The 11,595-nt window shown below is 60.7% G+C and carries 14 protein-coding genes; 7 read left to right on the top strand and 7 right to left on the bottom strand.

Translation table 11 applies throughout. From position 1 onward, the window contains the following. Positions 1–56: 56 nt before the first annotated feature. The 5 genes from J3Q04_RS06290 to J3Q04_RS06310 form a co-directional block, all read right to left on the bottom strand. The gene (locus J3Q04_RS06290) at positions 57–494 is read right to left on the bottom strand and encodes a Spy/CpxP family protein refolding chaperone (RefSeq protein ID WP_420765195.1); all 438 of its coding nucleotides are present in this window, start codon (positions 492–494) and stop codon (positions 57–59) included. A 288-nt stretch (positions 495–782) separates the two neighbouring features. Then, positions 783–1,460: a response regulator transcription factor gene (locus J3Q04_RS06295; RefSeq protein ID WP_434560269.1), complete on the bottom strand. Its 678-nt coding sequence runs from the start codon at positions 1,458–1,460 to the stop codon at positions 783–785. A 7-nt stretch (positions 1,461–1,467) separates the two neighbouring features. After that, a complete protein-coding gene (locus tag J3Q04_RS06300) occupies positions 1,468–1,878 on the bottom strand; it encodes a translation initiation factor 2 (protein WP_434607382.1) in 411 nt (136 codons plus the stop codon). Positions 1,879–2,009: 131 nt separating this feature from the next. Continuing rightward, on the bottom strand, positions 2,010–2,309 hold the full coding sequence (locus J3Q04_RS06305; protein WP_420765192.1) for a YciI family protein: 300 nt from the start codon (positions 2,307–2,309) through the stop codon (positions 2,010–2,012). A gap of 1 nt (position 2,310) precedes the next feature. Continuing rightward, positions 2,311–2,907 carry a septation protein A gene (locus J3Q04_RS06310; RefSeq protein WP_420765191.1) on the bottom strand — a complete coding sequence of 199 codons (597 nt, stop codon included), beginning with the start codon at positions 2,905–2,907 and terminating at the stop codon, positions 2,311–2,313. An 87-nt stretch (positions 2,908–2,994) separates the two neighbouring features. Here J3Q04_RS06310 and J3Q04_RS06315 point away from each other — a divergent pair, with 87 nt between their 5' ends. From J3Q04_RS06315 to rluB, 5 genes are all read left to right on the top strand, one after another. After that, positions 2,995–3,858 carry a PHP domain-containing protein gene (locus J3Q04_RS06315; RefSeq protein WP_434607379.1) on the top strand — a complete coding sequence of 288 codons (864 nt, stop codon included), beginning with the start codon at positions 2,995–2,997 and terminating at the stop codon, positions 3,856–3,858. Between the two features lie 13 nt (positions 3,859–3,871). Further along, positions 3,872–4,501: an L-threonylcarbamoyladenylate synthase gene (locus J3Q04_RS06320; protein ID WP_039591791.1), complete on the top strand. Its 630-nt coding sequence runs from the start codon at positions 3,872–3,874 to the stop codon at positions 4,499–4,501. Positions 4,502–4,633: 132 nt separating this feature from the next. Continuing rightward, positions 4,634–5,332, top strand: a complete 699-nt coding sequence (locus J3Q04_RS06325; protein ID WP_186706403.1) for a segregation and condensation protein A — start codon at positions 4,634–4,636, stop codon at positions 5,330–5,332. Between the two features lie 11 nt (positions 5,333–5,343). Further along, positions 5,344–6,291, top strand: coding sequence for an SMC-Scp complex subunit ScpB (scpB, locus tag J3Q04_RS06330; RefSeq protein ID WP_420765189.1), 948 nt, complete (start codon positions 5,344–5,346; stop codon positions 6,289–6,291). Positions 6,292–6,522: 231 nt separating this feature from the next. After that, the gene (rluB, locus tag J3Q04_RS06335) at positions 6,523–7,755 is read left to right on the top strand and encodes a 23S rRNA pseudouridine(2605) synthase RluB (RefSeq protein WP_420765188.1); all 1,233 of its coding nucleotides are present in this window, start codon (positions 6,523–6,525) and stop codon (positions 7,753–7,755) included. Positions 7,756–7,980: 225 nt separating this feature from the next. Here rluB and J3Q04_RS06340 read toward each other — a convergent pair whose 3' ends face one another. Together J3Q04_RS06340 and J3Q04_RS06345 are read right to left on the bottom strand one after the other, a co-directional pair. Further along, a complete protein-coding gene (locus J3Q04_RS06340; RefSeq protein WP_434607375.1) occupies positions 7,981–8,943 on the bottom strand; it encodes a leucyl aminopeptidase in 963 nt (320 codons plus the stop codon). Between the two features lie 84 nt (positions 8,944–9,027). Beyond that, entirely contained in the window at positions 9,028–9,165 is a 138-nt protein-coding gene (locus J3Q04_RS06345) for a hypothetical protein (RefSeq protein WP_003178782.1), read from the bottom strand. A gap of 14 nt (positions 9,166–9,179) precedes the next feature. On the opposite strand from J3Q04_RS06345, the gene J3Q04_RS06350 reads away from it, so the two are divergent. Continuing rightward, entirely contained in the window at positions 9,180–9,479 is a 300-nt protein-coding gene (locus J3Q04_RS06350; RefSeq protein WP_434607373.1) for a hypothetical protein, read from the top strand. 624 nt (positions 9,480–10,103) lie between these two features. After that, on the top strand, positions 10,104–11,522 hold the full coding sequence (locus J3Q04_RS06355) for an amino acid permease (RefSeq protein WP_420765185.1): 1,419 nt from the start codon (positions 10,104–10,106) through the stop codon (positions 11,520–11,522). Positions 11,523–11,595 lie beyond the last annotated feature (73 nt).

Consider the following 11,595-nt stretch of genomic DNA (forward strand, 5'->3'; position numbering starts at 1 on the left):
GAAAACAAAGAAAGCCCAACGGCGATGTGCCGTTGGGCTGATGGTGCTTCAGTGCATTATTGCGCTTTTTGCGGCTGTTGCGCTTTCCAGGCCTTGAATTCGGCCCACTCGGCCCGACGTTCGGCGCGTTTTTTCTGGAGCGCATCAAACGCCTTTTGCTGCTCGGGTTTCAACAGACCGCGGATCTGCGCATCGACTTTCTGATGCCGAGCGTCCATTTCATCTTTCATGGCTTTCTGGTCGGCTGGCGAGAGCTTGGCCAGGTATTTGTCCACCAGTTCCCGTTGCTCGTGGCGTTGCTCGCCCATGATCTGGCGGATCTGCTGGCGTTGTTCACGGCTCAGGTCCAGTTGGCTGTACGGGCCTTTATCGTGCATCTGGCCGCCGTGGCGCGGGCCATCCATCGGGCCCATCGGGCCTGGACCTTCGGGCATGGCCATGGCGACGGTCGGCAGGGCAGCGGCGAACAGCAGGGCGGTAAGGGTCTTGCGCATGGTGTCTCTCCTTGTCTCATTCCCGGTCAGTTCCGGATGTGTGCAGATTACGGAGATCAAGGTCAGCGGCGGTCAGGGGTGGGTAAAGCTTGGGTAAAGACGTTTTTGTGCAGACCTGACAAATCTCGGAGTCTGAACATAATCCCCGTGGCTAGGGAGCTTGCTCCCGCTGGGCCGGTCCGACGCTTCGGGCGAAGCGGCTCCAAAGATCTTGCGGTTGCTGCGCAACCGAGCGGGAGCAAGCTTCCTCGCCACAGGGTTAGCCATGTCTCTTGGTTCAAGCCGTGTTCAAAGGCTGTAGTAATACCCCCGGCTACGCAGGGCCACGATGCGCGGCCTGCCGTCGGGGTGGGGGCCGATTTTCTTGCGCAGGTTGCTTACGTGCATGTCGAGGCTGCGGTCGTACAGGGTCAGCTTGCGGCCCAGGGCGATCTGCGCCAGCTCCTGCTTGTCCAGGGGCTCGCCCGGCTGCTTGAGCAACGCTTCGAGCAGGCGGCTTTCAGATACGGTGAGGGTTTGTTCCTGTTCATCGATGTTGACCACCCCCCGCACAGGGCTGAAGGTCAGGTCACCCAGTTCGATCTGGCTGGAAACCGCCGCCGGATGGCTGCGACGCAACACGGCCCGCAGGCGGGCGGTCAGTTCCCGTGGGTCGCAGGGCTTGGCCAGGTAATCGTCAGCGCCCAGCTCCAGGCCAAGGATGCGGTCCAGCGGCTCGCCACGGGCCGAGAGCATCAGCACCGGCAGCTCCGGGTGATCGTTGCGCAGTTGCTTGAGCAGTTCCAGGCCGCTGCCGTCGGGCAGCATCACATCCAGCACCACCGCCGAGGGGGCGGTTTCGGCCAGGGCCTTGCGGGCGCTCAGGCCATCGTGGCAAGCACGGACCTGGAAACCTTCCTGGCCCAGCCAACTGCCAAGGAGCTCACACAGCTCCTGGTCATCATCTATCAGTAACAGCTCGCTCATGACTCACTCAATTTAGCCATTGCCGACGTTGTCTACGTCCACCGCTGGCAAAGATACCGCAGAGCAGGGCCAATAGCGCTACCCCGGCGCCAATGACGAACCATTGCTGTTGGTCAGTCAGCAGGCGTGGCAGGGGGTTGGCCTGGGCTTCCTTGAGTTGCAGCCTCAGGCGCTGGTTTTCCTGACGCAGCCGTCCCACCAGCGCGGTTTCGCGCTCGCCGTTGGCGTTCTGCAGTTGTTGAGTCAGTTCTTCACGCATGCGCTCGCTGTCTTTCAAGCGTTGCTGCAGTTCGGTGATATGGCCACCCGCGCTCAAGGACAAGGGCGCCGAATGAGCGGCCTCCATGCTTTCCTCGCCGTGGGCGGGCGCCCCGATCGCTAACGTGACCAACAACAGGCACAACGGACCTTTGCGCATTGCAACTCCTGAATTCCAATCGAGATTAGGCTGATTAGACAGGTTGTCGGCAGGCCGACGAGAACAATGAGCAAATGAGCAAATGAGCAAATGAGCGCAATGAGCCAGGACGGCTCATCGCGCCCGGAGGGTTACGGCAGGACTTGCTTGAACGGCTTGACCATGACATTGGCATAGACGCCGGCCGTCACGAACGGGTCGGCCTCGGCCCAGGCTTGCGCGGCGGCCAGCGAGTCGAACTCCGCCACGATCAGGCTGCCAGTGAAACCGGCGGCGCCTGGGTCGTTGCTGTCCACCGCAGGGTGCGGCCCGGCCAGCACGACGCGACCTTCGGCCTTGAGCTTTTGCAGGCGCTCCAGGTGCTCGGGGCGGGCGGCCAGGCGTTTTTCCAGGGAATCGGCAACATCGGTAGCAATGATTGCGTAGAGCATGTCAGTCCTCGGTTTTTGGCGTGGTGGGGTCGGCATCGTGCAGATGGCGGGACAGGTAGATCCCCTGGCCGATCAGGAACAGCAACGTCATGCCCAGGCTGCCGAAGACCTTGAAGTCGACCCAGTACGCCTGGAACGTGAACGCAACGAACAGATTGGCGGCGCCGCAGAACAGGAAGAATGCGATCCAGGCGATGTTCAAGCGGGTCCAGATCACTTCTGGCAGGTTGATGGCGTGCCCCATGATGCGCTTGATCAACAGGCGATCACCGATGAAGTGACTGCCGATGAAGGCCAGGGCAAACAGCCAGTTGACCACCGGGGCTTTCCATTTAAGGAAGGTCTCACTGTGAAAGGCCAAGGTCAGGCTGCCGAATACAAGGCAGGCAATCAGGGTCAGCCACTGGCTTTTCTCCAGCTTGCGCTGGGAGATGAACAGCGCGCCGTAGACCACCAGGGAGCTGATGATCAACACCGCGGTGGCGCTGTAGATACCACCTACAGTCAAGGAGTGACCGGCAATGTCGACGGTTCGAGGATCAAGCTTGTAGACGATGAAAAACAGCAGGAGCGGGATGAAATCGATGAATTGTTTCACAGTGGCAGCCAGGAGCAGGATGTGGCGGCATAATAACAAACATCCTTGGCCGCGATAGGGCCAGCTGATTTGAGGTAACAAAGTCTCGTGAATGTTGATTTGCACTGCCATAGCACGGCCTCCGATGGCGCCCTGGCGCCTGCGGTTCTGGTGGCGCGGGCGTACGAGCACGGCGTGCGAGTCCTGGCCCTGACCGACCACGATACCCTGGAAGGCCTCGATGAGGCGCGTAGCGCCGCGACCGCCTTGGGCATGCAGTTGGTCAACGGGGTCGAATTGTCCTGTACCTGGGGCGGAGCGACCATCCACGTGCTGGGCTACGGTTTTGATGTCAACGCACCGTCCCTGGTCCAGGCCATTGTCGAGCTGCGCGACGGTCGTTGGCTGCGTTCCGAAGAAATCAGCCGCAAGCTCGCCCTCAAGGGCATGCCCGGTGCGCTGGAAGGCGCCCGGCAGATCCAGCAAGAGCTGGGCGATAGCGGCAACGCGCCGGCCCGGCCACATTTTGCCGACTGGATGGTGCGCGAAGGTTTCGTCAAGGACCGCGCCGAAGCCTTTCGCAAATGGCTGGGGGCCGGCAAGCTGGGGGACGTCAAGCAGCATTGGCCGACGCTCGAGGAAACGGTCGGGACGCTGCGGGCCGCCGGAGCCTGGATCAGCCTGGCGCATCCCTGGCACTACGATTTCACCCGCAGCAAACGCCGGCGCCTGATAGCCGACTATATTCAAGCAGGGGGCCATGCCATCGAAGTGGTCAATGGCCATCAGCCGGCCGAACAGGTCGGCAGCCTGGCGATCCTCGCCCGGGAGTTTGGACTGCTGGTGAGCGCCGGCAGCGATTTCCATGGCCCGGGGGGCTGGTCCGAGATTGGCGAATACCGCCCCTTGCCGGAAGATCTGCCACCACTATGGTGTAGATTCAAACATGATCCCGTTATCGCTGACGTCTGAACAGGTAGAACACGTGAGTCAATTTTTCCAGATTCATCCGGAAAACCCGCAAGCGCGCCTGATCAAACAGGCGGTGGAAATCATCCGTAGCGGTGGCGTAGTGGTTTATCCCACCGACTCGTCCTACGCCATTGGTTGCCAGATCGGCGATAAAAACGCCGTCGAGCGGGTAAGACGCCTGCGTCAGTTGGATGACAAGCACAACTTCGCGCTCATCTGCAGCGATCTTTCACAGTTGGGGTTGTTCGCCAAGATCGATACCGGCACCTTCCGCTTGCTCAAGGCCCATTTACCGGGACCGTACACCTTCATTCTCAATGCCACGCGGGAAGTCCCGCGGCTGCTGCTGCACCCGAAAAAGCGCACCATCGGCCTTCGGGTGCCAAGCCATCCCATTGCCCTGGCGCTGTTGGCGGAGCTGGGTGAGCCCTTGATGAGCGTGACACTGATCATGCCCGGCGAGACCGATCCGTTGACCGACCCCTACGAGATTCGCCAGTTGCTCGAACACCAGGTCGACCTGATCATCGACGGCGGTTCCGGTGGCATGAAAGCGTCCACCGTGATCAATCTGGCTGACGGCGAGCCGCAAGTGGTGCGCGTCGGTTGCGGTGATCCGACGCCGTTCATGGTCGAGGCCTGAATGTCGGTGGTGGAAACGGTTGTCGACAGCGTAGACAGCCAGGCCGGCGCGCAGCAGGAGTTGCCGTTCGCCATGGTCTACGGCCAGGCGGTCATGGAAATGCCGTTGGACCTGTACATTCCGCCGGATGCGCTGGAGGTTTTCCTTGAAGCCTTCGAAGGCCCGCTCGACCTGCTGCTGTACCTGATCCGCAAACAGAACATCAATATCCTCGACATTCCCGTGGCGGAAATCACCCGCCAGTACATGGGTTACGTCGAGTTGATGCAATCGGTGCGTCTGGAGCTGGCGGCGGAATACCTGGTGATGGCGGCGATGCTGGCCGAGATCAAGTCACGCATGCTGCTGCCGCGCTCGGCCGAGGTCGAAGAGGAAGAAGACGATCCCCGGGCCGAGCTGATCCGCCGCTTGCAGGAATACGAACGCTTCAAGGCGGCCGCCGAAGGCATCGACGGCTTGAGCCGGGTGGGGCGCGATGTGGTGGTGCCCAAGCTCGATGCCCCCGAGGCGCGGGCGCGCAAGTTGTTGCCCGACGTCAGCCTCGAAGAGTTGTTGATGTCCATGGCCGAGGTTCTGCGCCGGGGCGATATGTTTGAAAGTCACCAGGTCAGCCGCGAGGCGCTGTCCACCCGCGAGCGCATGAGCGATGTGCTGGAGCGGCTCAAGGGCGGCGGTTTTGTGCCCTTCGTCGAGCTGTTCACCGCCGAAGAGGGGCGGCTGGGCGTGGTGGTAACGTTTATGGCAGTCCTGGAATTGGTCAAGGAATCCTTGGTCGAGCTGGTGCAGAATGAGCCGTTCGCAGCGATCCATGTGCGAGCCCGAGCCGAATAACGAGCAAATCAATGAACCTGACTGAACCCCGCGAGCTGGCGCCGTTGCTTGAAGCTTTCCTGTTGGCCTCTGGAAAGCCGCAATCGATGGAGCGGCTGTTCGAACTCTTCGAAGAAGGCGAGCGGCCCGAGCCCGCCGTGTTCAAAAAAGCCCTGACGCTGTTGGGCAAATCCTGCGAGGGTCGGGCTTTCGAGCTTAAGGAGGTGGCGTCCGGGTACCGCCTGCAAATCCGTGAGAAATTTGCCCCGTGGGTAGGGCGCCTGTGGGAAGAGCGGCCTCAGCGTTATTCCCGGGCGCTGCTAGAAACCATGGCGCTGATCGCCTATCGCCAACCGATCACGCGCGGCGAGATCGAGGACGTGCGCGGCGTGGCGGTCAACAGCAACATCGTCAAGACGTTGCTGGAGCGCGAGTGGATCCGCGTCGTCGGCTATCGCGACGTGCCGGGCAAGCCGGCAATGTTCGCCACCACCAAGGCTTTTCTCGATCATTTCAACTTGAAGAACCTCGACGACTTGCCGCCGCTGGCCGAATTGCGTGAGCTGGAACCCGAGCCGATGCTGGAATTCGACGATGCTCCAGTGCCCCAGGGCCTGCAGGAATTGGCCGATGCCAGTGCCGAGCCGGAGGAACCGAAGGAAGAGACCAGTTTCCATTCGTTGCTCCTGGAACTGGACAGCATGGAGGAGGGCCTTAAGACCGACTTCGACGACCTGCTGCGTGAAGGTCCGGCCCCTGAGGAGGAGACGGATGAACCGACGCCGCTGTTGAGTGAAACCGAGCACGCGCCGCAGCCAGAGCCCCAAGGGGACATTCTCGGCGTTGCCGAGGCCCGGGAAAAACTGCTGGCCGCCGTCGCCGCCCTTGCGCCGCCGGAACCCGAACTGAGCGAGGAGGAGGCCGAAGCCCGCGCCCTGGCTGAAGCGATCGAAAACGAACGGCGTCAGTTTGAGGATTGAATCTATCGACTGACACACCGCTGTCCCCTTGTGGGAGCGATGAAACTCCACCAACCTGCGCACCACCGATCAGCGGAAAAAACGCTACGTGCATTCAGATCAGCTAGTCTCTGATGCGCAATCACCTCAACGAGCGTATGATTCGCGACCCTTTGGCGATCCCTTCGCCGAACGACCTGTTTTCAAGTGCCAGGCCAAGCCTGGCTCGACCACACCGGGAGGTGCCCAGAAATGAACGACCAAGACCAGAACGACAGCCAGGAAATCGGCCCAGCAGGCGAAAAGCTGCAGAAGGTCCTTGCCCGCATCGGCGTCGGTTCGCGCCGTGACGTGGAAGCGTGGATCACCCAGGGCCGCATCAAGGTCAATGGCAAAGACGCCACCTTGGGCCTGCGCGTCGACATGCACGACGCCATCACCATCGATGGCAAGGTGATCAAGCGTGAAGAGGCCGCCGAAACGGTGCGCCGCGTGATCATGTACAACAAACCCGACGGCGAAATCTGCACCCGTGACGACCCGGAAGGCCGTCCGACCGTGTTCGACAAGATGCCGCGCCCCAAAGAAGGCCGCTGGATCAACATCGGCCGCCTGGACATCAACACCACCGGTTTGCTGATGTTCACTACTGACGGTGAGCTGGCGAACCGTCTGATGCACCCTTCCTACGAAATGGACCGCGAATACGCCGTGCGTGTGCGTGGCGAAGTCGACGACGAGATGATCGAGCGCCTCAAGGCCGGCGTCGTGCTGGAAGACGGTCCCGCGCGTTTCACCGACATCAAGCAGGCGCCGGGCGGTGAAGGTTTCAACCATTGGTACCACTGCGTGGTGATGGAAGGTCGCAACCGTGAGGTGCGGCGGCTGTGGGAATCCCAGGGACTGGTGGTCAGCCGCCTGAAGCGCGTGCGTTTCGGCCCGGTGTTCCTCAACTCCGACCTGCCGATGGGTCGCTGGCGTGAAATGACCCAACAGGAAGTCGACATCCTGGCGGCCGAAGTGGGGCTCAAGCCTGTGGCGATGCCGCAGATGACCGCCAAGAGCAAGGATAAGCTGGAGCGGATGCAGCGCAAATCCTCGCGTCCGATGGGCAAGACCGAGCGCGTGCGTACGCTGCGCCCGGCGGCCGACGGCGTAGCGACCGGCCCGCGTCCTTCCCGCGAGCCGCAGATCGAAGGCGAGCGCCCGGCGCGCAAGCCAGCACCTCGCCAGGACGGCGAGCGTGGTCCTCGCGCACCGCGTCCGGCCAACGGTCGTACCGAGCGTGGCGAAGGCCGCGCCCCGGCTGGCCGTGGTACGCCCGTCGCGGATCGCCCGGCCGACACCAAGCGTCCGGCCAAGCCTGCGCCGAAAAAGCGTCCGGGCATCATCCTGGCCGATCGCGATGCACCGTCGGGCAAGCGTCGTGGTGCGCCGGCGGGTTCGGGACAGCGTCCGGGGTTTGGGCGTCGTAAGCCGGAGTAAAACAGCTGCGGGCTTCTGGCTTTTAGCTGCAAGGAAAAACGCCAACCGTTGGGTTGGCGTTTTTTTGCCTGGCTTTTAGTGATGTGATGCCTTTGAGTCAGCCTTCGCGAGCAGGCTCGCTCCCACAAGGACCGCGTCGAGCACAGCCCCATGGTTCACTGATGATCAACTGTGGGAGCAAGCTTGCTCGCGATGGCGCCAGCAGCCCCCACGATCAATTTCAGCCTAAAGCACAAACCGCCCGTCGAACATCGGCTCGTTATCCAGCGCCAGCACACCGCCTTCGAAAATCAGATCCAGATGATGGCTGCCCTTGGCCCCGCCACCGAGGCCCAGGTGCAAGCCGCAATGGCGCTCCTCGAAACCGGCATTGCGGGCATACAGGCTCTTGACCCCTTCGTTGGTGCCGATCCCCAGTTCCTCGATGCGCCGGTTGGAAGGATTGGCGTCCAGGTACCGGTTGAAATCGTGTTCCAGGCCTGGGACATCGGTGGCGATTTTCTGGATCGTGGAATCTTCGATCCACAGCTCCAATGGCGATTGCAGCACGCCGTATTTGCGGGCGAATGGGATCGTGCTGAGGAAGGTCCCGACGAACTTCACACGGCCATTGATGGTGTCGCTGTGGGTGGCGATTTCACCAGGCGCAAGGTCGTAGTTGCCGACGCCGTTGATGTCCGTCCACTTCTTGACACTGTTCAGTGGGGTGTCGAAATACGATCCGTGGTGGTCCTCGAAGCTCAACGTGGTGGCCTGGGACATGCGGCGGATCAGGTGGCTGTTGAGCCCGGCGATGCGCTGGGGAATAACGCTGAAGGTGTCATGGAAGTACTCGCCGTAGTCCTTGAACAGCAGCGATTTCTTCCAGTTGTCCGCCATCACTCCCTGCAATGCGCGGACGAAGTCCGGGCCATCGGGGCGCGGGTTGGGAAGGGTGGATGAGTCGTAGAAGAAAATGTACAGATCGCTGTCGGCAATGGCTTGGGACAGCCGCTCGGTGGTTTCAAGATCCAGGCGCATGGTGCTGAACCGGAACGGCGAGGCGCCGGCCTGTTCGGAGATGCTGGCGACCAGCGCTTCGTAGTCTGCGGTGTGGCCGAGCAAGACCTTGGCGGACTGGATACCGGCCAGGGCGGGATGATGTTCGAGGTAGTAAAGGAAATGTGAGATGGCTCGTTGTGTGTCCATGCTTATTCTTCCCTGACGATTGATTTGGCGTCCTGACAGCAAGTGGCGGAGCCGACCGGCCGGATCAGCTCCGCCGGGTATCGCTTACAGAGGCCACATCGCCGTGCCGAACGGAACGACGGCATCGGCTTGCATCATTTCAACGGCGGCTTCATGGGTCGGTGCCTCGAACCATTCGTCCAGTTGCAGTTCGGTTTCCAAGTCTTTGTCCAGTGCTTGCATAGTGAATCTCCTAGATGACTTTTGCGGAAAACGCGGGCCGATCCGGCGAGCCATGCCCGGCGGAATCGGCACCGCAAAAACTCGCCGGCAAGATGCCTTGGCAAGTGGCTGAAAACCTAGTCGACGGTTTTTTGGAATGCAAAAAATTATTTTATTTTTTTCGTTTGAACTTTTTGTTCCATTTTCTGCGACCCGGTTTACCCCTTTCAAAACAGCCGACTGGCATTCCTTTTTGGTTAGGCAGCTATCTACCGTCAATTTGCAGTCAGCTTCCGAAAACCTCCCGAACGGAAAGTTTGCGTTACGGCTTGTAAAGAAATGCTTACGGAGATTGCCCGTCTCGCTGGCAATGCCCGGCGCTTCTCCCAGCTGTAAGAAAAAACTTCCGCGCCGGCTTGGCGTTCTTATTTCGAAAGGCGCCGGGCCGCTTGTTTCACGGGCGCTTCAAGGGTGAGATGCGTCCCATGCCTGTCGTGCAGGCGAATAACAACAAGGAGGCGCAATGAACGCCGTAGCTCCGTTTCCATTCTTCTGTGGTGACGCTTTTTGCATCGCTCACATCAACGGCTCGCAAGAGTCCGGACATCTTTTCGCAGCCGCCCGACACGTTCGAGGCGGCCCCGTGCGATCCCGGCAAACGACACGCTGATCCGGTGATGTCTGGCAGCAGGGGGTCAGCGGTGTACAATGCGCCGCGTTTTACTGTGACCCTTCGCGTACCCACGCATTTTCAAGGTTATCCGCCTTGTTCATTCCGCCACGCCACAAGCGTGTCGGGTTCGATTTCGTCACAGATAAAAACAAACAGGTGACGCATGACCGTTGTAAAAACGCTGAATTCCTGGTGCCTGCGCTGGGGTTTGATCGGCGCTGCTTGAGATCCGATTCGAGCGGCAACGTCTAACGAACATCATCAAACCTTGCGTGAGACCCTTTTCATGAGTGGACAAAACTCGCATTCGGGCGAGCTGAAACGCGGCCTGAAAAATCGCCACATTCAACTGATCGCCCTTGGTGGCGCGATCGGCACCGGCTTGTTCCTCGGCTCGGCGGGGGTGCTGAAATCAGCCGGCCCGTCGATGATCCTCGGTTATGCCATTTGCGGCTTCATCGCCTTCATGATCATGCGCCAGTTGGGCGAAATGATCGTCGAAGAGCCGGTGGCCGGCTCCTTCAGCCATTTCGCCCACAAGTACTGGGGCGGTTTCGCCGGGTTCCTGTCGGGTTGGAATTGCTGGATTCTGTATATCCTGGTGGGCATGTCCGAGCTGACCGCGGTCGGCAAGTACATCCATTATTGGGCCCCCGATATCCCGACCTGGGCGTCGGCGGCGGCGTTTTTCATCCTGATCAATGCGATCAACCTGGCCAACGTCAAGGTCTTCGGCGAGGCCGAGTTCTGGTTCGCGATCATCAAGGTCGTGGCGATTGTCGGCATGATTGCCCTGGGTAGCTATCTGCTGGTGAGCGGTGACGGCGGCCCGCAAGCGTCGGTGACCAACCTCTGGTCCCACGGAGGGTTCTTCCCCAATGGCGTGAGCGGGCTGGTCATGGCGATGGCGATCATCATGTTCTCCTTCGGCGGCCTGGAGATGCTCGGGTTCACCGCGGCTGAAGCCGACAAGCCGAGAACCGTGATCCCCAAGGCCATCAACCAGGTGATCTACAGGATCCTGATCTTCTACATCGGTGCCTTGGTGGTGCTGTTGTCCCTGACGCCATGGGACAGCCTGCTGACCACGCTCAACGCCTCGGGCGACGCCTACAGCGGCAGCCCGTTCGTGCAGGTGTTCTCGATGCTGGGCAGCGACACCGCGGCGCACATCCTCAACTTCGTGGTGCTGACCGCTGCACTGTCGGTGTACAACAGCGGCACCTACTGCAACAGCCGCATGTTGCTGGGCATGGCCGAGCAGGGCGATGCGCCCAAGGCGCTGGCGAAAATCGACAAGCGGGGCGTGCCGGTGCGTTCGATCCTGGCTTCGGCGGCGATCACGCTGGTGGCGGTTCTGCTGAACTACCTGATCCCGCAGCATGCGCTGGAGTTGTTGATGTCGTTGGTGGTCGCCACGCTGGTGATCAACTGGGCAATGATCAGCTACTCGCACTTCAAGTTCCGTCAGCACATGAACCAGACTGGCCAGGCGCCTTTGTTCAAGGCGTTGTGGTATCCGTATGGCAACTACGTCTGCCTGGCTTTCGTGGTGTTCATCCTCGGCGTGATGTTGCTTATCCCCGGCATTCAGATCTCGGTCTACGCGATTCCGGTGTGGGTGGTGTTCATGTGGGTGTGCTATGTGATCAAGAACAAGCGCGAGGCTCGGCATGAGCTCGCTGTGGCGGCTGCCGCCAAGTAAGCACTGCTGAAAGAAGACAAACCCGGCCGAGTGCCGGGTTTGTTGTATCTGGCAGGGATCAGGTGTTGCCTTG

Source organism: Pseudomonas sp. D4-21, from assembly GCF_051132125.1.
GTDB lineage: Bacteria > Pseudomonadota > Gammaproteobacteria > Pseudomonadales > Pseudomonadaceae > Aquipseudomonas.

Bases quoted from the DNA above. Each gene is read 5' to 3' on its own strand.
- J3Q04_RS06290 (WP_420765195.1), bottom strand. From the start codon at position 494: ATGCGCAAGACCCTTACCGCCCTGCTGTTCGCCGCTGCCCTGCCGACC.
- J3Q04_RS06295 (WP_434560269.1), bottom strand. From the start codon at position 1,460: ATGAGCGAGCTGTTACTGATAGATGATGACCAGGAGCTGTGTGAGCTC.
- J3Q04_RS06300 (WP_434607382.1), bottom strand. From the start codon at position 1,878: ATGCGCAAAGGTCCGTTGTGCCTGTTGTTGGTCACGTTAGCGATCGGG.
- J3Q04_RS06305 (WP_420765192.1), bottom strand. From the start codon at position 2,309: ATGCTCTACGCAATCATTGCTACCGATGTTGCCGATTCCCTGGAAAAA.
- scpB (WP_420765189.1), top strand. From the start codon at position 5,344: ATGAACCTGACTGAACCCCGCGAGCTGGCGCCGTTGCTTGAAGCTTTC.
- rluB (WP_420765188.1), top strand. From the start codon at position 6,523: ATGAACGACCAAGACCAGAACGACAGCCAGGAAATCGGCCCAGCAGGC.
- J3Q04_RS06340 (WP_434607375.1), bottom strand. From the start codon at position 8,943: ATGGACACACAACGAGCCATCTCACATTTCCTTTACTACCTCGAACAT.
- J3Q04_RS06345 (WP_003178782.1), bottom strand. From the start codon at position 9,165: ATGCAAGCACTGGACAAAGACTTGGAAACCGAACTGCAACTGGACGAA.
- J3Q04_RS06350 (WP_434607373.1), top strand. From the start codon at position 9,180: ATGACTTTTGCGGAAAACGCGGGCCGATCCGGCGAGCCATGCCCGGCG.
- J3Q04_RS06355 (WP_420765185.1), top strand. From the start codon at position 10,104: ATGAGTGGACAAAACTCGCATTCGGGCGAGCTGAAACGCGGCCTGAAA.